The 25,842-nt window shown below is 63.6% G+C and carries 20 protein-coding genes, 1 tRNA gene and 1 pseudogene; 8 read left to right on the top strand and 14 right to left on the bottom strand.

Annotated features, from left to right (window positions below; translation table 11 throughout):
* Positions 1 to 146 precede the first annotated feature (146 nt).
* The 4 genes and pseudogenes from HWX53_RS27605 to HWX53_RS11545 form a co-directional block, all read left to right on the top strand.
* Positions 147 to 609 (top strand): annotated as a pseudogene (locus tag HWX53_RS27605) (nitroreductase family protein); the annotation flags it as partial.
* 137 nt (positions 610 to 746) lie between these two features.
* Positions 747 to 1,046 carry a helix-turn-helix domain-containing protein gene (locus tag HWX53_RS11555; protein ID WP_175940980.1) on the top strand — a complete coding sequence of 100 codons (300 nt, stop codon included), beginning with the start codon at positions 747 to 749 and terminating at the stop codon, positions 1,044 to 1,046.
* Between the two features lie 885 nt (positions 1,047 to 1,931).
* On the top strand, positions 1,932 to 2,123 hold the full coding sequence (locus tag HWX53_RS11550) for a hypothetical protein (RefSeq protein ID WP_175940979.1): 192 nt from the start codon (positions 1,932 to 1,934) through the stop codon (positions 2,121 to 2,123).
* 75 nt (positions 2,124 to 2,198) lie between these two features.
* Positions 2,199 to 2,597 (top strand): hypothetical protein, encoded by a 399-nt coding sequence (locus HWX53_RS11545; RefSeq protein ID WP_175940978.1) that lies wholly within the window; start codon positions 2,199 to 2,201, stop codon positions 2,595 to 2,597.
* 722 nt (positions 2,598 to 3,319) lie between these two features.
* Here the strand turns inward: HWX53_RS11545 and HWX53_RS11540 are convergent.
* From HWX53_RS11540 to HWX53_RS11520, 5 genes are all read right to left on the bottom strand, one after another.
* Positions 3,320 to 3,396 (bottom strand) — tRNA-Ile (locus tag HWX53_RS11540).
* A 132-nt stretch (positions 3,397 to 3,528) separates the two neighbouring features.
* Complete coding sequence (gene rpoD, locus HWX53_RS11535; protein WP_175940977.1) at positions 3,529 to 5,583, bottom strand: RNA polymerase sigma factor RpoD; 2,055 nt, start codon at positions 5,581 to 5,583, stop codon at positions 3,529 to 3,531.
* A gap of 404 nt (positions 5,584 to 5,987) precedes the next feature.
* On the bottom strand, positions 5,988 to 7,871 hold the full coding sequence (gene dnaG, locus HWX53_RS11530; protein ID WP_175940976.1) for a DNA primase: 1,884 nt from the start codon (positions 7,869 to 7,871) through the stop codon (positions 5,988 to 5,990).
* A gap of 19 nt (positions 7,872 to 7,890) precedes the next feature.
* Positions 7,891 to 8,337: a GatB/YqeY domain-containing protein gene (locus HWX53_RS11525; protein WP_175940975.1), complete on the bottom strand. Its 447-nt coding sequence runs from the start codon at positions 8,335 to 8,337 to the stop codon at positions 7,891 to 7,893.
* 253 nt (positions 8,338 to 8,590) lie between these two features.
* Entirely contained in the window at positions 8,591 to 9,817 is a 1,227-nt protein-coding gene (locus tag HWX53_RS11520) for an NAD(P)/FAD-dependent oxidoreductase (RefSeq protein WP_175940974.1), read from the bottom strand.
* Positions 9,818 to 9,910: 93 nt separating this feature from the next.
* Between HWX53_RS11520 and tsaD the strand changes: the two genes are divergently transcribed.
* The gene (tsaD, locus tag HWX53_RS11515) at positions 9,911 to 10,948 is read left to right on the top strand and encodes a tRNA (adenosine(37)-N6)-threonylcarbamoyltransferase complex transferase subunit TsaD (protein ID WP_175942352.1); all 1,038 of its coding nucleotides are present in this window, start codon (positions 9,911 to 9,913) and stop codon (positions 10,946 to 10,948) included.
* 4 nt (positions 10,949 to 10,952) lie between these two features.
* On the opposite strand, the gene HWX53_RS11510 is transcribed toward tsaD, so the two are convergent.
* Both HWX53_RS11510 and HWX53_RS11505 read right to left on the bottom strand, forming a co-directional pair.
* Complete coding sequence (locus HWX53_RS11510; protein WP_175940973.1) at positions 10,953 to 11,579, bottom strand: glutathione S-transferase N-terminal domain-containing protein; 627 nt, start codon at positions 11,577 to 11,579, stop codon at positions 10,953 to 10,955.
* Positions 11,576 to 12,856, bottom strand: coding sequence for an MFS transporter (locus HWX53_RS11505; RefSeq protein WP_175940972.1), 1,281 nt, complete (start codon positions 12,854 to 12,856; stop codon positions 11,576 to 11,578). The genes HWX53_RS11510 and HWX53_RS11505 overlap by 4 nt, the downstream gene beginning before the upstream one ends.
* Before the next feature lie 105 nt (positions 12,857 to 12,961).
* Between HWX53_RS11505 and HWX53_RS11500 the strand changes: the two genes are divergently transcribed.
* Positions 12,962 to 13,858: a LysR substrate-binding domain-containing protein gene (locus HWX53_RS11500; protein ID WP_175940971.1), complete on the top strand. Its 897-nt coding sequence runs from the start codon at positions 12,962 to 12,964 to the stop codon at positions 13,856 to 13,858.
* Positions 13,859 to 13,909: 51 nt separating this feature from the next.
* Here HWX53_RS11500 and folE2 read toward each other — a convergent pair whose 3' ends face one another.
* The 4 genes from folE2 to HWX53_RS11480 all read right to left on the bottom strand — a co-directional run bounded on the left by folE2 (position 13,910) and on the right by HWX53_RS11480 (position 18,058).
* Positions 13,910 to 14,707: a GTP cyclohydrolase FolE2 gene (gene folE2, locus HWX53_RS11495; RefSeq protein WP_175940970.1), complete on the bottom strand. Its 798-nt coding sequence runs from the start codon at positions 14,705 to 14,707 to the stop codon at positions 13,910 to 13,912.
* A gap of 151 nt (positions 14,708 to 14,858) precedes the next feature.
* Positions 14,859 to 16,769, bottom strand: coding sequence for a 1-deoxy-D-xylulose-5-phosphate synthase (gene dxs, locus HWX53_RS11490; protein ID WP_175940969.1), 1,911 nt, complete (start codon positions 16,767 to 16,769; stop codon positions 14,859 to 14,861).
* 90 nt (positions 16,770 to 16,859) lie between these two features.
* A complete protein-coding gene (locus tag HWX53_RS11485; RefSeq protein ID WP_175940968.1) occupies positions 16,860 to 17,747 on the bottom strand; it encodes a farnesyl diphosphate synthase in 888 nt (295 codons plus the stop codon).
* Complete coding sequence (locus HWX53_RS11480; protein ID WP_175940967.1) at positions 17,744 to 18,058, bottom strand: exodeoxyribonuclease VII small subunit; 315 nt, start codon at positions 18,056 to 18,058, stop codon at positions 17,744 to 17,746. The genes HWX53_RS11485 and HWX53_RS11480 overlap by 4 nt, the downstream gene beginning before the upstream one ends.
* Positions 18,059 to 18,389: 331 nt before the next feature.
* Here HWX53_RS11480 and HWX53_RS11475 point away from each other — a divergent pair, with 331 nt between their 5' ends.
* Positions 18,390 to 19,496, top strand: a complete 1,107-nt coding sequence (locus HWX53_RS11475; RefSeq protein ID WP_175940966.1) for an aromatic ring-hydroxylating dioxygenase subunit alpha — start codon at positions 18,390 to 18,392, stop codon at positions 19,494 to 19,496.
* A 103-nt stretch (positions 19,497 to 19,599) separates the two neighbouring features.
* Entirely contained in the window at positions 19,600 to 20,469 is an 870-nt protein-coding gene (locus HWX53_RS11470; protein WP_175940965.1) for a sulfurtransferase, read from the top strand.
* Between the two features lie 6 nt (positions 20,470 to 20,475).
* Here HWX53_RS11470 and HWX53_RS11465 read toward each other — a convergent pair whose 3' ends face one another.
* The 3 genes from HWX53_RS11465 to polA form a co-directional block, all read right to left on the bottom strand.
* Positions 20,476 to 21,351 (bottom strand): dienelactone hydrolase family protein, encoded by an 876-nt coding sequence (locus HWX53_RS11465; protein ID WP_175940964.1) that lies wholly within the window; start codon positions 21,349 to 21,351, stop codon positions 20,476 to 20,478.
* A gap of 219 nt (positions 21,352 to 21,570) precedes the next feature.
* The gene (locus tag HWX53_RS11460) at positions 21,571 to 22,950 is read right to left on the bottom strand and encodes an NAD(P)/FAD-dependent oxidoreductase (protein WP_175940963.1); all 1,380 of its coding nucleotides are present in this window, start codon (positions 22,948 to 22,950) and stop codon (positions 21,571 to 21,573) included.
* Between the two features lie 152 nt (positions 22,951 to 23,102).
* Positions 23,103 to 25,841, bottom strand: a complete 2,739-nt coding sequence (gene polA, locus HWX53_RS11455; protein WP_175942350.1) for a DNA polymerase I — start codon at positions 25,839 to 25,841, stop codon at positions 23,103 to 23,105.
* Position 25,842 lies beyond the last annotated feature (1 nt).

Here is a 25,842-nt window from a genome sequence, read left to right as displayed (position 1 = left end):
GAGAGTGAAAAGACGTTCGAAGCGGAGCTGAAGCGCTGGCAAACCGGAGGGGAGAAAAACGCGCAGAAAACGGGAGGAGATTTTCGAGTTAGAAAAATACCTCTAAAGATCGCGTTTCGGTGCCGCTCGTAGCTAGAAGGTGTCTGCATGCGCCAAGCGTTGGTTTCATGCAGCCATGGCGGATCGTGCGTACACCTGCCCGAAGATTCGCGGCAGGTTGCACGACTCGGTCGAGCGCGAGGGATTGCCGACCGCCGACGCTCTCGGCGAGCGCCGGCAGTCATTCATGAAACTCAAGGGGGCGAGGGCCGACGCGAATGCGCGGAAGTGCTCGTCATCTGCGCTAACGGACGAGCCCGAGAATTATGTGTTCGCGCGGCGCCCGCTTCCCGAATGGATATTGCTTCGGTGGCATGCGCGATCCAAAACATGTGACTTGCCGCACGGGCTGAAGATCTCAAAATAGGATGGGTTTCGCTGCTCGATCCGCATGAGGTCGCCGCGCCGTTGGAGATGCCCGCTGGCGCCAAGCCCGTTGCAATCCTCCAGTTGGGACTCGTCGAACGCGGTTACGACGCGCCGATGCTCGAAAAAGAGCGCTGGGCCTAGCGCCGATCCATCGACGAGTGCGTCTTCGAAAACAGGTGGCCAACTGCAGTTCATCAAGCCGAAGAGGTCGGGCCGAATCCCCGATAGCGGCTGAGCGCCTCAGGGTGGAGACCTATAGCTGGGTTGAAGCGCTGCCGATGGCCTACACTCAGTCAGACACCCATCACTGGCAGGTCACGACGTTAACGAACTCGAAGATTCCGACGCCAGCCGAGGCTGACACCATGGCACTCGCTCATAAGCGTTTGGAAGGCGCCGACGATTTCATGTCCATTGCCGAATCGGCGAGGCTGTTATTCGTTTCCCGGTCGCAAGTCGTGAAGTTGGCGGAACAGGGAAAACTCAAGCTTCACCACAAAACGGGGAGCAACCTCTTCGTGGTGAAGGCATCGGTGCTGGGGTATCAAGCCGACCATCAGGCGGCGATGAGGGCGTAGCAAACTTCGGCAGGCGACGAAGAATAAGGTGGACTGCGACGCACGGGGCAAGACGCGAGAATTGTCGTCCGTCGCAAAATTCAGCGTTTCACCGCGACGCTTTTCGCGAGCCGTTGGGCAGAGGAAACTTCCCCCGGGCGCTTGGATCGCGCCCGCCCTCTTTTTGTCCGCCAGCGATGGCAAGTTTCTTTTTGGCTGCGTCGGTGGACTGCCGGAGAATCACGCTGCCACTTCGCATGGATGTTGAGATGCAGCGGTTTGCGAACGCTGAGCAACTATCCGTATGAATCACGGAAGAGGCTCAGTCACGACAGCTCCGGCGTTCACATGTCGAGATTCGAAACGAGTAGTGAATACGCCCGCAATTTCGAATCGAGGGCAAAACTCTAGGCGGGCGAATTGGCTGCCTTTCTAGCGCCGCCGAGCCAGCAAAAGCTGCCCGTATGAGCGTGGCCAGCATGCTCGTGCAGCGAACAAATCGCGAGTTCCCCTGAGACAGGAGTCTTTCAGGCGCTGTTTGCCAAAAGAGGGCGCCGATCGAATTCGGCGAGTTATCGTTCGGTGCTTTTCCGCCGCTGGCTGCCTCCGACGGTCGCCAGAAGCGTCGGTATTCGCGGATGGGACGCGCGAAAAAGCCCGACCTCTTTGAAAGAACCCGTACGCCTTGAGAGCTGAATATCAAAAAAACTACCTTTGTCTAGTGGGTAAATTTCGTGATTGTCAAAACTTGACCAACTCGTTGAAACAAAAGAGCTTTTTGTGGTAAAGTCCCGATATTGATTGGCTGTTGCAACCGGCCACGCTCAACAGATCTGATTCGACGCTCACAAATCACCAGTGAGCGCCAAATCTCCAACCAATCAATAACGCTTTTTGGAGTGCGGCATGACAGACCAGTTTGTTTTTGGATATTACGTCACCTATTGCGGGCTAAAGAAGCGCGCCGATGCGGGAACACCGGTTGCAGCATTGTTCGACCCGCAATCCGGTAAACGACGCGAAGAACTCATCCGTTTCGAAGGACTAGCCGACTATCCGCAACTGAGCGCAGGGCTCGAAATCGGCGCAGTCTATTAATGGGAACAGGCGTTTTACTTCAAAGTAAATTGCGCGGAAAACGGCTATTTGTCGTTCCTTATGAAATTGGCCGAGATGGTCGATCACGACCAAGGGATGGCGACACCGAACACGGCGCCCGCGTTCTTCGAACTGCTGCGATTCGGGTTGCGCGCCGTTCCTTTCGGGTCAGAAGTCGCCAGAAAATTGCAAAACGATTTCAAGGACTGGGATGAGCGTGCGCGTCGCTACGCTGACGATGCGTTCTATGACGAATATTGTTATGCCGAAACATTTATCGGAGAGGGCACTCAAGGCGCTCTGTGTTTCGTTGGAGAAACGGAATGCGTGCCATACGAGTTCCGTAATTCGTGGAAAGGGGCTGCTAAAGACCTTCTCGTTTTCGATAACGAAGAAGAACGCCTCCCTCAACAGCTCCTCAACGCTTCGAAAGAAACCGGTCCGACTGATTGGGCCGACGACCATTTGATTTAAAACGCGCTGGCAGAGAGGTTGGCACTGGCGACTAAGGATGGGCCCGGGCGCCGCGCTTCTGTGGGCTTGAGGCTTTGCTCGTCGAGGATCGAGCATCGTCGAAAAAGCTTTTCGCCGACCTTGACTTGTTTCCGTGTGCGCAGGCGACTTCGCGAAATTGCTGTGGAGTTGAGAATAAGAACGTCGAAAACTACAGGCTGTTCGGCATCTCATCGGCACATCTTGCTCGCATTCCGGTTCAGCTTCCGGATATTGGCGCACATCGTCGGTGCAGTCCAAATCACGTACATGGCGCGTCAACACGACCATAGGCGGTTTGGGAGGCGGTGCCGCATGCCCAAGGGCGCCGCAGGAGTTGGAGGCTTCTAGAGACGTCCTGCCGACGATCGCTGCGCCGGATCGGGCGAGCCGTGTTTGGTTTTTCGGCCGGCAGACCGCCGAGTCAGGCGTCAATTCACGAGTGTCGCGCCGGGGTGACCTTGCGTCGGAGGGCGCGCGCCGCACACAACTTCGGCTACTTGAGGCGGCAAGACCGCTCCACCACCGCGTGAGGGGACGTGGGGGCGTTACGCTGGACGATCAGGCAGCCCTGTGACGTACGCGGGCTGTGCGAGACTGCCAATAAAGCATAACTTGGCCCAACGGACAATAAAGCATAACGTGTCCAAGTGGCCATTTTATGCCTAACGGCACATAACCCTCTGATATTTTGAAGTAAGCATTGGTGGGCCGGGTGGGACTCGAACCCACTGTCGGTCGATTATGAGTCGACAGCTTATACCAGTTAAGCTTCCGGCCCCTCTCGAAAACCGAGGGCAAAAAGAAAGCGCCGTGCGGCGCTTTCTGATGCTTCAGAACGATGCCAAAGGCGACTCTCGAAGGTCTGCGAGTTTGCCTTACAACGCCTCTCAATACAAGCCCGAGACGCGCATCAATTGCCCTCGAGGAACGACTTCAGCTTGTCCGAGCGGCTCGGGTGACGCAGTTTGCGCAGCGCCTTCGCCTCGATCTGGCGAATGCGCTCACGCGTCACGTCGAACTGCTTGCCCACTTCCTCTAGCGTGTGATCCGTGCTCATCTCGATACCGAAGCGCATGCGCAGCACCTTCGCCTCACGCGGCGTCAGCGAGTCGAGCACGTCCTTCACCACGTCCCGCATGCTCGCATGCAGCGCCGCGTCCGAAGGCGCCACCGTGTTCGTATCTTCGATGAAATCGCCGAGATGCGAGTCGTCGTCGTCGCCGATCGGCGTTTCCATGGAGATCGGCTCCTTCGCGATCTTCATGATCTTGCGGATCTTGTCCTCGGGCATTTCCATCTTCTCGGCAAGCGTTGCCGGATCCGGTTCCAGACCGGTCTCCTGCAAAATCTGCCGCGAGATACGGTTCATCTTGTTGATCGTCTCGATCATGTGAACCGGAATACGAATGGTGCGCGCCTGATCCGCAATCGACCGCGTAATGGCCTGGCGAATCCACCACGTCGCGTAAGTCGAAAACTTGTATCCACGACGATATTCGAACTTGTCCACCGCCTTCATCAGGCCGATATTGCCTTCCTGAATCAGATCGAGGAATTGCAGTCCGCGGTTCGTGTATTTCTTCGCAATCGAAATCACGAGACGCAGGTTGGCCTCAGTCATTTCGCGCTTCGCCTGACGCGCCTTCAGTTCGCCCGCCGCCATCTGGCGATTGGTTTCCTTCAGGTCCTTCAGCGGCAAGACCACGCGCGCCTGCAAGTCCAGCAGACGCTGCTGCTGTTCGCGGATCGCCGGGATATTGCGCTCCAGGACCGCGCTGTAATCGTGCCCTTCCGCGACCACCTTGTCGGCCCAGTCGAGGTCCGTCTCATTGCCCGGGAAGCGGGCGATGAACTCGGCGCGCGGCATGCCGCACTTGTCGACGACCGTATGCAGGATCTGACGCTCGACCTGGCGGACTTCATCGACCTGGGCGCGCAGCGTGTCACACAGGCGCTCGACGGTGCGCGCCGTGAAGCGGATCGACATGAGTTCGGTCTGAATCGCTTCCTGCGCCTTCAGGTACGCCTTCGACTTGTAGCCTTCCTTCTCGTAAGCGCGGCGCATCTTGTCGAACCACTCGCTGATCAGCGAGAACTTTTCGAGCGACTGGCGCTTCAGCGCTTCCAGTTGGGCGGCGTTCGCGCTCGCCTGCGCGGCGCCGTCATCGTCGTCCTCTTCTTCGTCGCTTTCCTCGTCGGTTTCCTCGTCCTCGGACTCGATCGCCTCGGCTTCCTGTTCGGAGAAGCCGTCGGTGTCTTCCGCGTTCGGATCGATGAGGCCATCGACAAGTTCGTCGACGCGCGTTTCCTCGTTCTGCACGCGCTCGGCCATCGCGAGAATGTCGGCGATGGTCGTCGGGCAGGCGGAAATCGCCATGACCATGTGCTTGAGGCCGTCCTCGATGCGCTTCGCGATCTCGATTTCGCCTTCGCGCGTCAGCAGCTCGACCGTGCCCATCTCGCGCATGTACATGCGCACGGGGTCGGTCGTGCGGCCGAACTCGGAATCGACCGTGGAGAGCGCGACTTCGGCTTCTTCCTCGACTTCGTCGTCGGCCGAGGCGTTCGGCGCGTTGTCGTTCAGAAGCAGCGTCTCGGCGTCGGGCGCCTGTTCGTACACCGCCACGCCCATGTCGTTGAACGTGCTGATGATGCCTTCGATCGCCTCCGTTTCGGTGAAGTTGTCCGGAAGGTGATCGTTGATTTCGGCGTACGTGAGGAACCCGCGCTCCTTGCCGAGCTTGATGAGCGCGCGCAGTTTCGAACGGCGCTCTTCCAGCTCTTCGACCGTGCCGGGCGCGCTCGACGCGAACGCGTCTTTCAGAAGCGCCTTCTCCTTGGCGCGGCGGTCGCGTGCCTTGGCCTTTTCGACCTTCGCCGCGGGTGCGGCGGCCGGCTCTGCAGTTTGCGGTGCGTCGTCTTCGACGGGTACATCGTTCAGCTTTTTCGTCATGGAGTTCGCCATACAGGCTCTAGTCTCGACTCGCGGCTGCCGGACGGCAACCGATGGAACCGTGAATACCCAATGCGCACGTGCCTCGACCTGCCTGGCTGCGTGCCCTGCCCGGGGCGCTACCGCGGTCCGAGCGATGCGCTCGAACGCGAATCGCTCCTACCCGCAATAGCAGCCGCTTCCCTTGCGCCCGTCTGTTCGTCGGCGTGCTTATCCGCCTGTTTTGTGTGTCGCGCCCCGCTCGAGGCAAACGCCGCTTTCGCGCGCCGCGACAGCCGATTCAGCCAGCGCCCTTGCAACTCTCGCAAATTCCCTCAAACCTTCCGTACGTCTCGCCGCTCAGACTGCCTAAGCCAGCGAAATCGTACAAATCGTTGAAAAAAAGCAACGAATTTTCAACTTTTTATTATAGCAGTTCACTTTTCGCGATCCGGGCTTGCGGCCCGTCCCGCCTTGATCTGCGCGACTTTCGCCGACAGATCCGAGAACTCCGCGACTTCTTCCGCCGAGAGGCTCGCCTGCCGCGCCAGTTGATCGAGCCGCGCGCGATAGCTGTCGTGCCGCAGCTTGACGACGGTCGCGAGCAACTCTTCGGTCAACAAGCGCTTCTGCTCGTCGACGCGTTGCGCGGCGTCTTCGTCGGACGGGTCGCGTAGCAGCAAATCCCGGACGTTTTCATCATAGGCGAGAATTTCCTGGAAGATATCCTCGTAGGTCGGCGCATTTGCTGCATTTCTCAAAACGTCCGACAACATCTGAAATTCCGCCGCACCGCCCAGTTCGCGCACGTGGCCGAGCACTTCGCTGAAAAGCTCGCCGTGTTCGGTCATGGTCACGAGCGTGCGTTCGCTCTCTTCATCGAGCGATGCCGCGATGCCCGGATACATCACCAGATTGCGCAGCGCCCGCTGTTCCTGGCCCGTCACGCGACGCCGCTCGCTTTTCGGCACTGACGCGCGGGCGACGGCCGCCGCCCGGGAATCGATATCGCAAAGCGCCGCAATTTCCGTGAACGGCGTCGCGAGCCGGTCTGCCAGCATATGCAGGATCTGCACCCGCAGCGCGTTGGCCGGAAGCGCCTGCAGGAGCGGTTTGGCGTCGAAGAGCGCCTTCGCGCGGCCTTCGGGCTGCTCCAGCTCCTTGTCGTTCAGCACTTCGTTCAGCAGGAACTGCGACAACGGCATGGCACGGTCGACCTGCTCGCCGAAGCCGTCCGTGCCGAACTCGCGCACGTAGCTGTCCGGATCATGCTCTTTCGGCAGAAAGAGAAACTTGATGGTCCGGTTGTCCGCCGCGTGCGGCAGCGCCGCTTCGAGCGCGCGACGTGCGGCGCGTCGGCCGGCCGAATCGCCGTCGAAGCTGAACACCACGGTGTCGGTCTGGCGGAAGAGCTTCTGCACATGGACGGGCGTGCAGGCCGTGCCCAACGTGGCGACCGCGTTCGCAAAGCCGAGCTGCGCGAGCGCGACGACATCCATATACCCTTCGACGACGAGCGCGTAGCCCAATTCCCGAATCGCGAGACGCGCTTCGAACAGGCCGTAAAGCTCGCTGCCTTTGCTAAATAGCGGCGTTTCGGGGGAATTCAAATACTTCGGCTCGCCGCCGTCCAGCACGCGCCCGCCGAAGCCGATGACATTGCCCTTCACGTTGCGGATGGGGAACATCACGCGCTCGCGAAAGCGGTCGTAGCGGCGCGGCTGGCCTTGCGCGTCGGTCTTCTCGCTGACGATCACGAGACCCGCTTCGACGAGATTGTCGTTGCGGTAATCGGGGAACGCGGCTTCCAGGTTCTGCCAGCCGTCCGGCGCGTAGCCGAGGCCGAAGCGCGCCGCGATCTCGCCGGTCAGCCCGCGCTTCTTCAGATACGCGATGGCGTCCGGCGCAGCGCGCAACTGCTTCCTGTAGAAATCGCAGGCGGTCTGCATGACTTCCGTGAGCGCGACGCTCACCGCCTTGCTCGGCGCGCTTTCGCTGCCGTAACCGCCGCCACGGAACGAATTCGACGGCTCCTGCGGCACCGTCAATCCCGCCCCTTGCGCGAGATCCTTGACGGCTTCGGGGAACGTGAGTCCCGTGTGCTCCATCAGAAAGCCGATGGCCGTGCCGTGCGCGCCACAGCCGAAGCAATGATAGAACTGCTTCGTCGGACTGACTGTGAATGACGGGCTCTTCTCGTTGTGAAACGGGCACAGGCCCATGAAGTTCGCGCCGCCCTTCTTCAACTGGACGTAGCGGCCCACCACGTCGACGATATCGACGCGGTTGAGCAAATCTTGCAGAAATGCGTGAGGAATCACCGGAGGCGATCGGTGTCGGTTACTTCGCGAGCGCCGCTTTCACCTGCGCGGAAACGGCGGTCATGTCTGCCTTGCCCGCGAGCTTCGGCTTGAGCACGCCCATCACCTTGCCCATGTCCTGCGGACCGGCCGCGCCCGTCGCGGCGACGGCGGCCTGCACTTCGGCGGCGATGGCATCGGCGGAAAGCTGCTCGGGCATGTACGCGGCGAGCACGGCGAGCTCGGCGTTTTCCTTCGCGACGAGATCGTCGCGGCCCGCGGCCTGGAACTGGCTCACCGAGTCCTTGCGCTGCTTGATCATTTTATCGATGACGGCGGTCACGCCCGCGTCGTCGAGGGTCACGCGATCATCGACTTCGCGCTGCTTGATGGCTGCGAGCAGCAGGCGAATGGTGCCGAGGCGCTCGGTTTCGCGCGCGCGCATGGCCGCCTTCATGTCGTCGTTGATCTGGTCCTTGAGGCTCATCTTTCACCCGGTGCAATTGCAAAAAGAATTTCGGCTGACTTCCTGCGCTGCGAAAGCAAAAGCCCGCTTGGGGACGTTCCTCAAGCGGGACTGTAAGCGGGCCTTCTGGAGCTTGCAGCGATGCGCGCCGCGGGTCGCGTCAGCCAGAGCGAAGAAGCGCGGCAAAAGGCGCGCGAACTCCTTCGATGACCGTCCGAGTATAGCAAACGGGTCTGCGATTCGAGACCGGTGAAACACCTGCCGCGAGGACGGCTCAGGCGACCTTCGCGGCGCCGTGCGCGTACTCCGACGCCGCCTTTCCCGCCGCCACGCCGGACGCCCACGCCCACTGGAAGTTGTAGCCGCCGAGCCAGCCGGTGACGTCCACCGCCTCGCCGACGAAGAACAGGCCAGGCACGCGTTCGCTCATCATCGTGGCGGACGAAAGCTCGCGCGTATCGACGCCGCCGCGCGTGACTTCCGCCTTGCGGTAGCCCTCGGTGCCGCTCGGCGTGAGCGTCCAGGCGGACAGCGACGCGCCGATGCCTTTAAGCGTGCGGTCGGGGAGATCGGCGAGGCGCGCATCGACCGGCACGCGCTGCGCGTCGAGCCACGCGTGCGCGAGCCGCGCCGGCACGTATTCGGCGAGAAAGTTGCCGATCTGCTTGCGCGATCCGGCTTTCGCTTCCAGAAGCGTTTCGGTGGCGTCGAGTTCGGGCAGCAGATCGACGCGAATCGGCTCGGACGGATTCCAGTAGCTCGAAATTTGCAGCACGCCCGGACCCGACAGCCCGCGATGCGTGAGCAGCAAGTCTTCGTCGAACTCGCCGCGCGTCTTGCCGCTTCCCGTGCTGATGCGCACCGGCAGCGAGAGACCGGACAGCGCGGCGAACGGCGCCCAGTCGGCGGAGGTGAACGTGAGCGGCACGAGCGCGGGCCGCGTATCGACGAGCTTGTGGCCGAACTGCTTCGCGATGCGGTAGCCGAAGTCCGTCGCACCGATCTTCGGAATCGACAGCCCGCCCGTCGCGATCACGAGCGCAGCCGCGCCGATCGCGCCGGCGGTCGTATCGAGCGCGAAGCGCGCGCCGTCGTGACGGATCGCGTGCACGCTCACCGGACGCCGCCACGCGACGCCGCCCGCGTCGCACTCGCTGCGCAAGACGTCGATGATCGTCTCGCTGGAGTCGTCGCAGAAAAGCTGGCCCTTGTGCTTCTCGTGCCACTTCACGCGATGCTTCTTTAGCAGCGCCAGAAAGTCGCGCGGCGTGTAGCGGGCGAGCGCCGAACGGCAGAAATGCGGATTCGCGGACAGGAAATTGGCCGGCTGCGCGTTGACGTTCGTGAAGTTGCAGCGCCCACCGCCGGAGATGCGGATTTTCTCGGCGAGACGCTCGGCGTGGTCGATGAGCACGACGCGCCGGCCCGTCTGAGCCGCGACGGCCGCGCACATCATGCCGGCCGCGCCCGCGCCGATGACGGCGATATCGAAGGATTCCATGCCGCGCATTGTAACTGCCGCCGGGAGACGCGCCGTGCGGGCCGCTGCTATACTTTTCGGTTCGCTTTGATGCACCCAATGGATGTCACGCCCATGCTCGTTCTCGGCATCGAAAGTTCCTGCGACGAAACCGGCCTCGCGCTCTACGACACCGAGCGCGGGCTGCTCTCCCACGCCCTTCACTCGCAGATCGCCATGCATCGCGAGTACGGCGGCGTCGTGCCGGAACTCGCGTCGCGCGATCACATTCGCCGGGCGCTGCCGCTCCTCGAACAGGTGATGACCGAGGCGCGCGTCGAGCGCGAAAGCATCGACGCAATCGCCTTCACGCAAGGGCCGGGGCTCGCGGGCGCGCTGCTGGTCGGCGCGAGCATCGCCAACGCGCTCGCGATGGCGTGGGACAAACCGACGGTCGGCATTCACCATCTGGAAGGGCATCTGCTCTCGCCGCTTTTGGTCGATTCGCCGCCGCCGTTTCCGTTCGTCGCGCTGCTGGTGTCGGGCGGCCATACGCAACTGATGCGCGTGACGGACGTGGGCGTGTACGAGACGCTCGGCGAAACGCTGGACGATGCCGCTGGCGAAGCGTTCGACAAGACCGCGAAGCTGCTGGGGCTCGGCTATCCGGGCGGGCCGGAAGTCTCGCGCCTGGCCGAATTCGGCACGCCGGGCGCCGTCGCGCTGCCGCGCCCGATGCTGCATTCCGGCGATCTCGACTTCAGCTTCAGCGGCCTGAAAACCGCCGTGCTGACGCACAGCCGCAAGCTCGACGCATCCGGCGGCAATGTCTGCGAGCAGGCGAAGGCGGACCTGGCGCGCGGTTTCGTCGATGCCGCCGTCGATGTCCTCGTCGCGAAATCGCTGGCGGCGCTGAAGAAGACCGGCCTCAAGCGGCTCGTCGTGGCGGGCGGCGTAGGCGCGAACCGGCAGTTGCGCGAGGCGCTGTCGGCGGCGGCGAAGAAGCGGCGCTTCGACGTTCACTATCCGGACTTGTCGCTCTGCACCGACAACGGCGCGATGATCGCGCTGGCGGGCGCGCTCAGGCTCGCGCGCTGGCCGGAGCAGGCCGTGCGCGAGTACGCGTTCACGGTAAAACCGCGCTGGGATCTCACCGCCCTCGCGCGGGCCTGACTGCCTATTTCGGCGGATTGAACGGCTGCACGATGGCGGCGAACACCGGCAGCGTCTCGCAGCGGTCCGCGTGACCGATCAGCGACGGCCAGCGCGTTTGCGCGAAAACCTGCGGATGCGCTTCGCGCGCGAAGCCCAGCGCGCACGCCACCGCGATGTCCGCATGACCGATCGAATCGCCGAACCAGTAAGGCGTCGGGCGCGCGGCGCGGTCGGCTTCGAGCACGTTCAGCACGCGCTCGACCTGCCCCGTGCAGCGATCCACCCACGCCTGCGATTTCTCCTTGTGCAGCACACGCTCGTAGACGAGCGCGACGGCTTTGTCGGCAAGGCCCGTTGCGAGCGCGCACACCTTCAGCGCCTCGCGCCGCGCTGCGCCCGCTGATGCGATCAGCGCGCGCCCGGGGCCCGCTTGTTCGTCGAGATAATCGAGAATCATCGCGCTTTCGATCAGCACGTCGCCCGAATCGAGCACGAGCGTCGGCACGCGAATCAGCGGGTTGAACGGCGCGATCTTGTCGGCATCGCCGAACACGGACCACGGGCGATGCTCGAACGCCATGTCGTACAGCGTCAGCGCGATGGCGACGCGCCGCACGTACGGAGAATCGTATTGGCCGATCAGGATCAAGATGCGCTTCCTCGTTGCGATTGCCGGGAAAGCATTCTACGGCCGGGTGCGCCGGGGAACAACGGCAGCGCGAAGAGCGCAGACAGGCCGGCCGCGAGCCAGACGGTCGTCCACGAGCCGAACGACAACACATGCGCAATGGCGAGCGGCGTCAGAAAGAACCCAACGTAGACCGCGGTGTTCGCCATGCCGAGCGCCGTTCCCGCGTGCGCGATGCCGGCGAGCGTGGCGAGTTCCGTGTACGCGACGCCGTGCCATGCAGACACGCACACGCCAGCGAGAACGAGCATCGCGGCGAGCAGCGCCGGCGTGCGCTCGACGCCGAGCGCCGTGGCCGCAGCCAGCGCGATGAACGATGCCGACGCCACGAGCGTCGAAGCACGCAGATACGCGCGCCGATTACCGTGCCGGTCCGTGTGTCGGCCGCTCGCGACGCGCATGACCATTGCGCCGAGCTGGATGGCGCCCATCGTCGCGCTGATCGCCGTGACGCCGAAGCCGCCCGCATCGTGCAGAAACACGGTCGCGAAGGTCAGAACCGCAAACTGCGGCACGCACAGCACGCCGATGCCCGTCACCATCCGCCAGATGCACGGGCGTCGAAGCGGGCCACGATCGGCTGCATCGGCAATAGCGGAGGAAGGCTCGGCTGCGCGATGCGAGGCAACCGGCGGCTCGCGCAGCCAGCGCCACGCAAACGCACCCGAAACCGCGCACATCGCGGCGAGCGCGCCGAAGACCGCTGTGAAGCCATGCGTCGAGGCGAGCCACGGCAGCAGCGCCGCGCCGATTCCGCCGCCCAGCGGGACGGCCGTCTGGCGGATGCTCATCGCGAGGCCGCGCTCGTTTTCCGCGAACCACGACATGACGGCGCGCCCGCTCGATCCGTTGACGCTGCCGCCGAGCAGGCCAAGCAGGCACATCGCAAAGACGAGGAAGCCGAGCGTGGCCGCGGGCGGCGTCGCGAGAAGGCTCATGGCGAGCAGCGTTGCGGCCGTTGCGAAAAGACCGGTCAGCAGAACGGGCCGGTCGCCCCAGCGATCCGTGAGCACGCCCCACGGCAATTCGGAGACCGCGACGCCCAATCCCAGCGCGCCGAGCACCAGTCCCAAGCCGCCATTGTCGAGCTGATAGCCGCTGCGCAGCCATACCGCTGTGGTCGGAATGCCCGTCGCCGCAGCCGAGAAGCTCGCGTTCGCCGCCACGCCGACGCCGAGCACTTTCCATCGATGCGCAGCGCTCAACGCGCGTGCATCTACGGCCAGAAGGGTTGCCATCGCTGTCCTCGCTTTTTATTTGACCCCGAACAGTCTGACCGCTTAGCATCGTCCTGAAAATCACAAAGTTCGGGATGCTTCGTTCGGAAAAACAGGATGGTTGGGATGAGTCACGTTACGTTCGATCTCGCCGTGCTGCGCAGCTTTGTCGCGGGCATGGATCTCGGCAGCTTCGCGAAGGCGGCGGATCGCGTCGGACGCTCGACATCTGCGATCAGCGCGCAGATTCGCAAGCTCGAAGAACAGGCCGGCATCACGCTCTTTCGTAAATCCGGGCGCGGGCTCGCGCTGACGGACGCGGGCGAAGTGATGCTCGCGTACGCGCGACGCCTCGTCGAACTGAACGACGAAGCGGCCGTCGCGGTGCGCGGCGTTGATCTGGAAGGCTGGATTCGGCTCGGTCTACAGGAAGATTTCGGCGAAGTCGTGTTGCCGGACGTGCTCGGCCGCTTTGCGCGGGCGCATCCGAAAGTGCGGATCGAGGCACGCGTCGCGCGCAATACCGAACTGCTGGAGCGCATTGACGCCGGTCAGCTCGACCTTGCGCTCGTGTGGGGCACGACGGGCGCGGCGCAGATGCAGCCGCTCGCGTCGCCGTCGATGCGCTGGATCGGCTCGTCCACCGTTCCGTGGCAAAACGACCGCAACGAGCCGCTGCCGCTCATCGCGTTCGATCGTCCCTGCCTCTTTCACAGCGCGGCGACGTCGGCGCTGGATCGCGCGGGCATCAAATGGCGCGTCGCCTTCACGAGTCCGAGCCTTTCCGGTCTTTGGGCCGCTGCCGCTGCAGGGCTCGGCTTGACCGTGCGCACGTGCTACGGGCTGCCCGCCACCGTGCGCACGCTCGACGAGGCCGAACACGCCCTGCCGACGCTGCCCGCCATCACGCTCGCGCTGCATCGCGCGCCGGGAAGCGCCTCGCCGCCGATCGCACGGCTGGCCTCGCTCGTCGTGGATTCGGTGCGCGAGACGCATGCGTCGACGCAAATGGTGTTCGCATGAAAAAGCCGGGCGCCCGGACCGGCTTTCGCTCAACTCGATCACGTCACGCCATTAGCGTTTGTCGCGCTCGATCACCGCATACGCGCTGTGATTGTGGATCGACTCGAAGTTCTCTGCTTCGAGCACGTAGGCGACGATGCGCTCGTCCGCGTTCAGCCGCGTCGCGATATCGCGCACGAGGTCTTCGACGAACTTGGGATTCTCATACGCGCGCTCGGTCACGAACTTCTCGTCGGGGCGCTTGAGCAGTCCCCACAGTTCGCACGACGCCTCTTCTTCGGCGATGCGCACCAGCTCTTCCACCGCGACCTCGCCCGCCAGTTCCGCGGTGATCGTCACGTGCGACCGCTGATTGTGCGCGCCGTACTGCGAGATCTTCTTCGAGCACGGGCACAGGCTCGTGACCGGCACGAGCACTTTGAGCGTCAGACGCGTCTGGCCGTCGCGCTTCTCGGCGATAAACGTCGCCTCGTAATCGAGCAGGCTCTGCACGCCGGACACCGGCGCGGTTTTCATCACGAAGTACGGCAGCGTCACTTCGATACGGCCCGAATGCGCTTCGAGTTTCGCGAGCATCGACGCCAGCATGGCGCAGAGCGCAGCCTGATCGAGCGGCTCGCGGTGTTCTTCCAGCAGCGCGACGAAGCGCGACATGTGCGTGCCTTTCTGTTCGGCCGGCAAATGCACGTCGAGATTCCATACGCCGACGCTCGGCTGCACGCCGCTTTCCGTGCGCACGGACAACGGATGCCGCACGCCTTTCACGCCCACGCGCTGAATCGCGATCTGACGCGTATCCGGCGTGCTTTGGACGTCCGGCATCACGAAGGCGGGATTCATCTGATTCATGTTGTTATGTCCTATCTGCGCCGACGCTTCACGCGCGTGGCGCTTAACGGTGAAACGCATACGGCGCGGGACGAAGCCCGCGCCGTATGCAAACACACTGCGGCCATTGCCGATGAACGGCGCGCCCCGAGCGCCCGTGGCCAATTCCGCGTCAGGCGACGCGCTTGGTCAGCTTGTCCGCCGCTTCGACCGCGGACAGGAAACGCTCGCGGATGGAATGCGCAATGCCGGCCGCATCCAGCCCGACGCTCGCGAGCAGCTTGGCCGGATCGCCGTGGTCGATGAACACGTCCGGCAGGCCCAGTTGCAGCACCGGCTTCACGACGCCGCTTGCCAGAAGCGCCTCGACGCACGCGGAACCCGCGCCGCCCATGATCGTGCCTTCCTCGACGGTCACAAGGGCGTCGTGCGTTGCAGCCAGTTCGCGCAGCAGGTCGGCGTCGACGGGCTTCACGAAACGCATGTTCGCCACGGTGGCGTCCAGTTCCTCGGCGGCGGCCAGCGACGGCGCGACCATCGTGCCGAACGCGAGAATCGCGATGCGCTTGCCCGAACCCATTTTCTGCGACGACTGACGGCGGATTTCGCCCTTGCCGAGCGGAATCGCGGTCATCTGCTTGACGGTGGCGACGCCCGTGCCCGCGCCGCGCGGATAGCGCACGGCCGTCGGGTTCGACTGCTGGAGCGCCGTGTAGAGCATCTGGCGGCATTCGTTTTCGTCTGATGCGGCCATCACCGTCATGTTCGGGATGCAGCGGAGGAATGCGAGATCGTAATTGCCCGCGTGCGTCGCGCCGTCGGCGCCGACCAGACCCGCGCGGTCAATCGCAAAAACCACCGGCAGATTCTGCAACGCGACGTCGTGGATCAACTGGTCGTACGCGCGCTGCAGGAACGTCGAGTAAATGGCGACGACCGGCTTCATGCCGTCCGCGGCCAGACCGCCCGCGAACGTGACGGCGTGCTGCTCCGCGATGCCGACGTCGAAGTAACGGTCCGGGAAACGCTTTTCGAACTCGACCATGCCCGAGCCTTCGCGCATGGCCGGCGTGATGCCGACCACGCGCGAATCCTGCGCGGCGGCGTCGCAGAGCCATTCGCCGAAGACCTGCGTGTAGGTCTTCTTCGACGGCGCGGTCGAGGGCTTGATGCCTTCGGCCGGATTGAACTTGCCCGGGCCGTGATACAGAACGGGATCGGCTTCCGCGAGCTTGTAGCCCTGGCCTTTCTTCGTGACGACGTGCAGGAATTGCGGGCCGCGCAGTTCCTTGATGTTTTGCAGCGTCGGGATGAGCGAATCGAGATCATGGCCGTCGATCGGGCCGATGTAGTTGAAGCCGAACTCTTCGAAGAGCGTGGCCGGCACGATCATGCCTTTCGCGTGCTCTTCGAGCTTGCGGGCGAGGTCGAGCACCGGTGGCGCGGCGCGCAGCACGCGCTCCACGCCCGCGCGGGCGGCGGCATAGAAGCGGCCCGACATCAGACGCGCCAGATGGCGATTCAGCGCGCCGACAGGCGGCGAGATCGACATGTCGTTGTCGTTGAGGATGACGAGCAGCGGCAGGTCGTCGGCGACGCCCGCGTTGTTCATCGCCTCGAACGCCATGCCCGCGGTCATCGCGCCGTCGCCGATCACGGCGATGGAATAGCGGTTGTCGCCCTGCAGTTTGTTCGCGATGGCCATGCCGAGCGCCGCCGAAATCGACGTGCTCGAATGCGCCGTGCCGAACGTGTCGTACTCGGATTCGCTTCGGCGCGGAAAGCCCGAAATGCCGTTGAGCTGACGCAGCGTCGGCATCCGGTCGCGGCGTCCGGTCAGAATCTTGTGAGGATACGTCTGATGGCCGACGTCCCAGACGATACGGTCGTTCGGCGTATCGAACACGTAATGCAGCGCGATCGTCAGCTCGACCGTGCCGAGGTTGGACGACAGATGGCCACCCGTCTGCGACACGCTGTCGAGCACGTAGGCCCGCAGTTCGTCGGCAAGCGGCTGCAGTTGGCGTCGATCGAGGGCACGCAAATCGGCCGGATCGTCGATGGTTTTCAGCAAGTCGTACATCGTCGTCCCATTTTAGGAAAACTGGCGTGATTCGTTCAGCGCGAGTGACTTCTACGTTTCGCGCCGTGGGCTTCGTCACGCGTTCAACAATTAATGCGCCCGGTTCACGACCAGGTCGGCGAGTTCGGCGAGGCGCTGCGCCCGAGCGCCGAACGGCTGGATAGCGGCGTCCGCGTCGCGGCCGAGCTGCGCCGCGAGTTCGCGCGACGCGTCGAGTCCGATGATCGACACGTAAGTCGGCTTGTCATGCTGCGCGTCTTTGCCGGCGGTCTTGCCGAGCGTCGCGGAATCGGCCGTGACGTCGAGAATGTCGTCGACGACCTGAAACGCGAGCCCGACCGCGGCGGCGTATTGATCGAGCGCGGCAAGCACGTCCGCGCCCGGCTCGTCGCCTGCAAGCGCGCCCATGCGCACTGACGCGCGCAGCAACGCGCCCGTCTTCTTGCGATGCATGGTTTCGAGTTCGGGCCGCGACAGCTTGCGCCCGACGCTTTCGAGGTCGATGGCTTGCCCGCCCGCCATGCCGACGGAGCCGCTCGCGACCGCCAGTTCGCGCACGAGCGCGGCCTGCTGGCGGTCCGACAGACCATTGCCTTCGGCCGTCAGTGCGATGAACGCCTGAGACTGAAGCGCGTCGCCGACGAGCAGCGCCGTCGCTTCGTCATATTGAATGTGTACCGTGGGTTTGCCGCGACGCAGCGCGTCGTCGTCCATCGCGGGCATGTCGTCGTGCACGAGCGAATAGACGTGGATCATCTCCAGCGCGGCGCTCGCGGCTTCGACGGCCTGCGCGCTCGCGCCCGTCAGTTCGCCGGCCGCGTGAACCAGAAGCGGACGAACGCGCTTGCCGCCGCCGAGCACGGCATAGCGCATGGCTTCATGCAGACGCGCCGGCGCGACGTCCGTGCCGGGAAGATAGTGCTCGAGCGCGGTTTCGACGCGGTCGAGCGTGGCGCGCATCCATTGTTCGAAGGTCATAGATCGTCCCCGTTGTCGTTCGTCGCGCGTTCTGCGTCGCCGGGCAGCGGCTTGAGCGTCTCGCCGTCGAGCACGCGAACCTGCTGCTCGACTTTTTCGAGCTGTTGTTGGCAAAAGCCGACAAGCGCCGCGCCTCGGCGGTAGGCGGCAAGCGATTCTTCGAGGCTCAACGCGCCCTCTTCCATGCGCGCGACGAGCGATTCGAGTTCGGCCAGCGCCGCTTCGTAATTCTGCGGAAGCGGCGAGCTGTCCGCGCCCGGCGCATCGGCGCGCGCTTCTTCGCTTGTTGCGTCTTCTGCGGTCTTCGCCATGAATCGTGGATGTGCGGTGAAAATTGGAACCAAGTCGCACATTCTACGGCAAAAGCCGATTTTTCGACCCGCATCCCGTGCGCGCGACGCGACGGCGACCCCCGCGCACGGCGATGCCACGCCGCGCGGCATGCGGACGACATGCGCGCGGAACGACTCTTGCGCAAAATCAGCTAAATGCGCATTTGTAGGAACTCTCGCGACAATTTATACCCAAATCAAGACCTTATGCGCCCCGGCGAGGCGGATTTCGGTATAATCGCGGGCTCCCTAAATCGAATCTTCGATGGTTGGGTTGTTCACTGCTTTCACGTCTTCATCGGGAGTGGGAATGTCCAATCTGAGCAATGCATTGCAGTTGAAGGCTGTTCATAGTCAACTGCCAGTCACGGCTTACTTTGACGAAGCGCTTCTTACGCGCGAAATCGACGTACTTTTCAAGCAAGGTCCACGCTATATCGGGCACGAACTCATGGTCCCCGAAGCGGGGAACTATTTCGCGCTTCCCGGCGAAGGCGAAGGGCGCGTGCTCGTCCGCAATCAGCAGAACAACATCGAACTGCTGTCCAACGTGTGCCGTCACCGTCAGGCCATCATGCTAAACGGGCGCGGCAGCGCGGAGAACATCGTCTGTCCGCTGCATCGCTGGACCTATGATCTGAGCGGCCAGTTGCTCGGCGCGCCGCATTTCGCCGACAAACCGTGCCTCAATCTCGGCGCCACGCCGCTACAGAACTGGCAAGGCCTGCTCTTCGAGGCCGAGGGCCGCAACGTCGCGGCCGATCTCGCCAAACTCGGCACGGCGCGTCACTTCGATTTCTCGGGCTTCATGTTCGATCACGTCGAAGTGCACGAGTGCAACTACAACTGGAAGACCTTCATCGAGGTCTATCTGGAGGACTACCACGTCGCGCCTTTCCATCCGGGTCTCGGCAGTTTCGTGTCGTGCGACAACCTCGAATGGGAATTCGGCGACTGGTACAGCGTGCAGACGGTGGGCGTCCACAAGAATCTGGAAAAGCCCGGCAGCCCGACGTATCGCAAGTGGCACGACCAGGTCCTGCGCTTTCGCAACGGCGCGCCGCCGGAGTTCGGCGCCATCTGGATGGTGTACTACCCCGGTCTCATGATCGAGTGGTATCCGCACGTGCTCGTCGTGTCGTGGCTCATTCCGCGCGGCACGCAGAAGACGACGAACATCGTCGAGTTCTATTACCCCGAGGAGATCGCGCTGTTCGAGCGCGAGTTCATCGAGGCCGAGCGCGCCGCGTACATGGAAACGGCGCGCGAGGACGATGAAATCGGCGAGCGCATGGACGCGGGCCGTCGCGCGCTCATGTCGCGCGGCGAGAATCAGGTCGGGCCGTATCAAAGTCCGATGGAATCGGGCATGCAGCACTTCCACGAGTTCCTGCGGCATCAGCTCGGCAGCATTTGAGCGCAGCGCATCATCGCAAGAGACGGGCTTTCGGGCCCGTTTTCTTGTTTACACTAGGCGTTCATCCACTTCGAAGTCCGTGCCGAAGCTATCAGGAGCCGCCATGCCGCACACTCACTACACCACGCTCATTTCAGCGGCCAATCTCGCCCAATGGCTCGCCGACGCGCCCGGCAGCGTGCTCGTCTTCGACTGCCGCTTCGATTTGGCCGCGCCGGAAGCCGGAGAAACGGCCTACGCCGCCGGCCACATTCCCGGCGCGCATTACCTGCATCTCGACCGCGACCTGTCCGGCGCGAAAACCGGCACGAACGGCCGGCATCCGTTGCCGGAGCGCGCAGCGCTCGTCGAGAAGCTCGCGAGCTTCGGCTTGAACGAAGGCCAGCAAGTCGTCGCTTACGACGCGCAAGGCGGCATGTACGCCGCGCGTCTGTGGTGGCTGCTGCGCTGGCTCGGGCATGATTCGGTCGCGTTGCTGGATGGCGGCCTGCAAGCGTGGGAGGCTGCGGGCAAGCCGCTCGACACGGCCGTGCCGCCGAAAGCGCAGGGCACGTTCAAGGCTGGCCAGCCGCTGCAAGTGACCGTGGATGCGCGAGCGATCGAACGCAGTATCGGCACGCGCGATCATCTGCTGATCGATGCGCGCGCCGCCGACCGTTATCGCGGCGAGAACGAAACGATCGATCCGGTCGGCGGCCACATTCCCGGCGCGCTGAACCACTTCTTCAAGAACAACCTGACGCAGGAAGGCCGCTTCAAGACGGCACACGAACTGCGCGAAACGTTCGCCTCGCTCATCGGCGAGACGCCCGCGGATCGCGTGGTGCTGCAATGCGGATCCGGCGTGACGGCGTGCCATAACGCGCTCGCAATGGAAATCGCCGGGCTGCACGGCGCCGCGCTCTATCCGGGCTCATGGAGCGAATGGAGCGCCGATCCGGGCCGCCCCGTCGCGACCGGCGCGAAGGCCTGATCCGTCTTACTTGACGCCGTGCTCGTGGAACCACGCGAGCGCGCGCTTCCAGCCGTCTTCGGCGTCGGCCTTGCGGTAGCTCGGGCGATAATCCGCGAAAAACGCGTGCGGCGCGTCGTCGTAGACCACGAACTGCGAGCCGCGCGCGCTCGGCGGGCCGTTCGCGATGGCCTGTTTCATCTGCTCGATGGTGTCCTGCGGAATGCTCGGATCCTGCCGTCCATATAGGCCGAGCACGGGCACCTTCAGTTCGCCAGCGTTGTCGATCGCATTGCTCGGTGAGTTCGCCGTCTTGTTGCCGGCGAGGCGCCCGTACCACGCGACCGCCGCCTTCACGCGCGGATTGTGCTCCGCGTACAGCCACGTGATGCGCCCGCCCCAGCAGAAGCCGGTGATGCCGAGCCGCTTGAGATCGCCGCCGTGCTCGCCGGCCCATTTGACTGTCTCGTCGATATCGGAGAGCACCTGCGAATCCGGCACCTTGGAGACGATCTGATCGTTGAGTTGCTGAATCGACGGATACACCGACGCATCGCCTTGCCGCGTATAAAGATCCGGCGCGATGGCCAGATAGCCCAGCTTGGCGAAGCGGCGGCAGACATCGGCGATATGCTCGTGCACGCCGAAAATCTCGTGGATCACGATGATGACCGGCAGATGCGTCTTGCCGAGCGGCTGCGCGCGATACGCCGGAATCAGCGTGCCGTCCGCGCCGCGCACGCCGATCGCGCCGGCTTCGAGACCGTCGGCATCGGTATGGATGGTCTGCGCGGAGACCGGCAGCACCGCAGCCGCGAAGCCGGTGCCGAAAGCGGCCTTGATGAAAGTGCGTCGATCGAACGGAACGCGCGGGATGAGGCTGTCGACTTCGGGACTCAGCATACGAAGCTCCTGCGGCAAGCGCCGCCAACGCGCCGCCGATGCGGCTCGCTCGCGTGTCGAGCCACAGCCGCACCGATGGCACTGAACCGGAAACCGCGCTGGAACGTCGCAGCGCGGCGCTACACGACTGTTCGGGCGGCAAGCCGCATCGCCCGGGCGCGCACGACACCGCGCGCGCCGCCCATTCTAAACAGCTTTGTTCCGCAAGCGCTTAAGCCGTCAGTGCAGCTTCACGCGCGGCGCGGTGGACCGGCGCAGCCAGTGCGCGAAGGTATCGAGCACCATGCGCGCGTAGCCATGCAGCGCAGCCACATGGAGCCGGTATAGCGACATGTACATGAAGCGCGCGAAGAGCCCTTCGATCAGCATGTTTCCGCCGATCAGCCCGCCCATCAGATTGCCGACCGCGCTGTAATGTCCGAGCGAGACGAGCGAGCCGAAATCGCGATAGGTGTATTCGGGCAGCGGCTTGCCGTCCATGCGCCGCGCGAACGCCTTGAACAGAAAGCTCGCCTGCTGATGCGCCGCCTGCGCGCGCGGCGGCACGTTGCGCTCGTTGCCGGGCCACGGACAGGCCGCGCAATCGCCGAGCGCGAATACGTTGTCGTCGATTTCGGTTTGCAGCGTGCGGCGCACGATCAACTGGCCGAGGCGATTGGTCGGCAGGCCGTCGAGTTGCGACAGCACCGCGGGCGCCTTGATGCCGGCCGCCCACACCGTCAGGTCCGCGCGAATGATCTTGCCGCTCGCCGTGCGGATCGAGTCGCGCGAGACCTGCGCGACGGTCTCGCCCGTCATCAGCTTCACGCCCAGCTTCGTGAGCAGTTCCGCCGTGGCGGTCGACACGCGCTCCTGCAACGCCGGCAGAATGCGCGGCCCCGCTTCGATCAGGACGATGCCGATGTCGTTCTTCGGATCGAGCTTGTGCAAGCCGTACGCCGACAGCACTTGCGCGGTGTTGCGCAGTTCCGCCGACAGTTCGACGCCCGTCGCGCCCGCGCCGACAATCGCGATCTGAATGCGCGGCGCGGCTTCGACGACGACCGGCTCCTGCGCCGGCCCTTCGACGGCCAGTTCGGGCACGACGTGCTCGGCGCGCATGCACGCGGCGATCAGCCGTTTGCGAAAAAGCTCCGCCTGACCGACCGTATCGAGCGCGATCGAATACTGCTGCGCGCCCTCGACGCCGAAGAAATGCGTCGTGCTGCCGATCGCGATCACGAGCGTGTCGTATTCCAGTTCGCGCTGGGGCAACAGTTCACCGGCTTCGTCGTCACGCAGCGCGCCTATTGTGATGCGCTTTGCCGCGCGGTTCAGGCCGATCATCTCGCCCTGCTGGAACTCGAAGCCGTGCCACAGCGCCTGCGCCGCGTATTCGAGTTCCTGCGTGAACGGGTCCATGCTGCCCGCCGCGACTTCGTGCAACAACGGCTTCCAGATGTGCGTAGGATTGCGGTCCACGAGCGTGATCTGCGCGCGCGGCGCTTTGGCGTCCGTTTTCGCGTCGGCCTTGCCTTCGCCCGAACCGAAGCGGTCACCGAGACGCGTCGCGAGTTCGAGACCGCCCGCCCCGCCGCCGACGATAATGAAGCGATGCATGAAGAGCTCTCCCTTTGCCTGATGGATTGCACGGCGCTGTCCGCTCGCCTCGTTGCCTCATTGTGCGTGATGCGACGCGGCATTCACAAGCGCCGCCGTCGCATGAACGACATATGCTCGATGCCGGCCGCTCAGCGCGCCCTCAGTCGCCCTCAGTGTGCTTCTTCCCAGTTGTTGCCGACGCCCACTTCCGCGACGAGCGGCACTTTAAGTTCGGCGACGCCGCACATTAGTTCGGGCAGGCGCTTGCGCACGTCCGGCAGTTCTTCCTCGGGCACTTCGAGCACGAGTTCGTCGTGGACCTGCATGATCATCTTCGTGCGCATGCCCGCTTGTTCGATCCAGTCCTGTACCGCGATCATCGACATCTTGATGAGGTCGGCGGCGGTGCCCTGCATCGGCGCGTTGATCGCGGCACGCTCGGCCGCCTGACGGCGCGGACCGCTGCCGCCATTGATCTCGGGCAGCCACAGGCGCCGCCCGAACACGGTTTCGACGAAGCCGTTCATCTTCGCCGTCACGCGCGTGGTTTCCATGTACGCGGCGACGCCGGGATAGCGCGCGAAATAGCGGTCGATATAGAGCTTCGCCGCGTCGCGCGTGATGCCGAGATTCGACGCCAGACCGAACGAACTCATGCCGTAGATCAGGCCGAAGTTGATGACCTTCGCGATGCGCCGCTGGTCGTTGTCCACTTCGAGCGGCGTCACGCTGAACACTTCGGATGCCGTCGCGCGGTGCACGTCCTCGCCTGCCGTGAACGCGCGCATGAGCGAGGCATCGCCGGAAATGTGCGCCATGATGCGAAGTTCGATCTGCGAATAATCGGCCGACACGATCTTGCTGCCCGGCGGCGCGATGAACGCCTCGCGAATGCGCCGGCCTTCGCCGGTTCGCACCGGGATGTTTTGCAGATTCGGTTCATTCGACGACAAGCGCCCCGTCACCGCGACGGCCTGCGCGTAGTTCGTGTGCACGCGGCCCGTAGCCGGATTGACCATGCGCGGCAGCTTGTCCGTGTACGTCGACTTGAGCTTGGACAGCGCGCGATGTTCGAGCAGCACCTTCGGCAGCGGATAGTCTTCTGCGAGCTTTTGCAGCACTTCTTCGTCCGTGGAAGGCGCGCCGCTCGGCGTCTTCTTCACGACGGGCAATTGCAGCTTCTCGAAGAAAATCTGGCCGATCTGCTTCGGCGATCCGAGATTGAATTCGCCGCCCGCATGCTCGTAGGCTTCGGCCTGTAATTCGATCAGGCGCTTCGCGATCTCGTTGCTTTGCGCGTCGAGTTTCTCGCGGTCGATCAGCACTCCGTTGCGCTCCATCTTGCGCAACACGCGCGCGGTCGGCATTTCGATATCGCGATACACGCGCAGCAGTCCTTCTTCTTCCGCGACCTGCGGATAAAGCGTCTGATGCAGGCGCAACGTCACGTCGGCGTCTTCGGCTGCATATTCGGCGGCCTTCTCGAGCGCCACTTCATCGAAGCCGATCTGCGCCGCGCCCTTGCCCGCCACGTCTTCGTACTTGATGGTCTTCACGCCCAGATGCCGCAGCGCGAGGTTATCCATGTCGTGCGGACGATGCGACTCCAGCACGTAGGATTGCAGCAGCGTATCGTGCTCGACGCCGTTCAGTTCGATGCCGTGATTGGCCAGCACTTGCTCGTCGTACTTCAGATGCTGGCCGACCTTCTTCTTCGATGCATCCTCGAGCCAGGGCTTGAGCTTCGCGAGCACTTCATCGCGCGGCAACTGCACGGGCGCGTCAGGTCCGCGATGCGCGACCGGAATGTACGCGGCATGTCCCGGCTCGACGGCCACGGACAGGCCGACGATCTGCGCGACCATCGGATCGAGCGACGTGGTTTCCGTATCGAACGAGGTGATCTCGGCGGCCTGGATGCGCGCGAGCCATGCATCGAACTGCTCCCACGTCTGCACGGTCTCGTAGTGATGGACGATCTCCGTGACTTCGGCGGGTGGGGTATCGGTCGGGCCTTCGACGGCATCCGCGATTTCGATTTCGCGCAGCCAGGTCTTGAAGCCATGACGCAGGAACACGTCGCGCAACTCGTCGCGCGATTCAGGGCGTGTTTGCAGCGTCTCTTCGATAGAGTCGATCTGCGAAGTGAGGTCGCATTCCGTGTGCACGGTGACGAGCTTTCTCGCCATCGGCAGGAAGTCCAGAGCCTTGCGCAGATTGTCTCCTACCGCACCTTTGATCTCGCTCGCGTGTGCGACGATGCCATCGAGCGTTTCGTATGCGGTAAGCCATTTGAGCGCGGTCTTGGGTCCGCACTTTTCGACGCCCGGCACGTTGTCGACCGTATCGCCGATGAGCGACAGATAGTCGACGATGCGCTCCGGAGGCACGCCGAACTTGTTCACGACGCCTGCGCGATCGAGCGTTTCGTTGGTCATCGTATTGATGAGGGTGACATGATCCGTCACGAGCTGAGCCAGATCCTTGTCGCCCGTCGACACGATTACCTTCATGCCGCGCTTTTCGGCCTGCACGGCGAGCGTGCCGATGACGTCATCGGCCTCGACGCCTTCGATCATCACGAGCGGCCAGCCGAGCGCGCGCACGGCGACATGGATGGGCTCGATCTGCTTGCTGAGGTCTTCGGGCATCGAAGGACGGTTGGCTTTGTAATCGGCGTACCAGTCGTCGCGGAAGGTCTTACCCTTGGCGTCGAAGATGCACGCGCTATACTCTGCATTGATTTCGCGGCGAAGGCGCCGCAGCATGTTCACCATCCCATACAGTGCGCCGGTGGGACCGCCGTCGGGACCACGCAGGTCAGGCATCGCATGGTAAGCCCGGTACAAGTAGCTAGAACCGTCGACCAATAGCAGGGTCTTACCTTCAAGACTGAGTTCTTCAGGCATT

The sequence above is a fragment of the Caballeronia sp. BCC1704 genome, assembly GCF_902833455.1.
In the GTDB taxonomy this organism is placed as follows: domain Bacteria; phylum Pseudomonadota; class Gammaproteobacteria; order Burkholderiales; family Burkholderiaceae; genus Caballeronia.
The sequence above is the reverse complement of the archived record's forward strand: the minus strand, read 5'-3'. Positions and strand labels throughout refer to the sequence as shown.

Excerpts from the sequence above, each read along its gene's own strand:
- HWX53_RS11555 (WP_175940980.1), top strand. The coding sequence starts at position 747 with ATGGCCTACACTCAGTCAGACACCCATCACTGGCAGGTCACGACGTTA.
- HWX53_RS11550 (WP_175940979.1), top strand. The coding sequence starts at position 1,932 with ATGACAGACCAGTTTGTTTTTGGATATTACGTCACCTATTGCGGGCTA.
- HWX53_RS11545 (WP_175940978.1), top strand. The coding sequence starts at position 2,199 with ATGGTCGATCACGACCAAGGGATGGCGACACCGAACACGGCGCCCGCG.
- rpoD (WP_175940977.1), bottom strand. The coding sequence starts at position 5,583 with ATGGCGAACTCCATGACGAAAAAGCTGAACGATGTACCCGTCGAAGAC.
- HWX53_RS11525 (WP_175940975.1), bottom strand. The coding sequence starts at position 8,337 with ATGAGCCTCAAGGACCAGATCAACGACGACATGAAGGCGGCCATGCGC.
- HWX53_RS11520 (WP_175940974.1), bottom strand. The coding sequence starts at position 9,817 with ATGGAATCCTTCGATATCGCCGTCATCGGCGCGGGCGCGGCCGGCATG.
- tsaD (WP_175942352.1), top strand. The coding sequence starts at position 9,911 with ATGCTCGTTCTCGGCATCGAAAGTTCCTGCGACGAAACCGGCCTCGCG.
- HWX53_RS11505 (WP_175940972.1), bottom strand. The coding sequence starts at position 12,856 with ATGGCAACCCTTCTGGCCGTAGATGCACGCGCGTTGAGCGCTGCGCAT.
- HWX53_RS11500 (WP_175940971.1), top strand. The coding sequence starts at position 12,962 with ATGAGTCACGTTACGTTCGATCTCGCCGTGCTGCGCAGCTTTGTCGCG.
- folE2 (WP_175940970.1), bottom strand. The coding sequence starts at position 14,707 with ATGAATCAGATGAATCCCGCCTTCGTGATGCCGGACGTCCAAAGCACG.
- dxs (WP_175940969.1), bottom strand. The coding sequence starts at position 16,769 with ATGTACGACTTGCTGAAAACCATCGACGATCCGGCCGATTTGCGTGCC.
- HWX53_RS11485 (WP_175940968.1), bottom strand. The coding sequence starts at position 17,747 with ATGACCTTCGAACAATGGATGCGCGCCACGCTCGACCGCGTCGAAACC.
- HWX53_RS11480 (WP_175940967.1), bottom strand. The coding sequence starts at position 18,058 with ATGGCGAAGACCGCAGAAGACGCAACAAGCGAAGAAGCGCGCGCCGAT.
- HWX53_RS11475 (WP_175940966.1), top strand. The coding sequence starts at position 18,390 with ATGTCCAATCTGAGCAATGCATTGCAGTTGAAGGCTGTTCATAGTCAA.
- HWX53_RS11470 (WP_175940965.1), top strand. The coding sequence starts at position 19,600 with ATGCCGCACACTCACTACACCACGCTCATTTCAGCGGCCAATCTCGCC.
- HWX53_RS11465 (WP_175940964.1), bottom strand. The coding sequence starts at position 21,351 with ATGCTGAGTCCCGAAGTCGACAGCCTCATCCCGCGCGTTCCGTTCGAT.
- HWX53_RS11460 (WP_175940963.1), bottom strand. The coding sequence starts at position 22,950 with ATGCATCGCTTCATTATCGTCGGCGGCGGGGCGGGCGGTCTCGAACTC.
- polA (WP_175942350.1), bottom strand. The coding sequence starts at position 25,841 with ATGCCTGAAGAACTCAGTCTTGAAGGTAAGACCCTGCTATTGGTCGAC.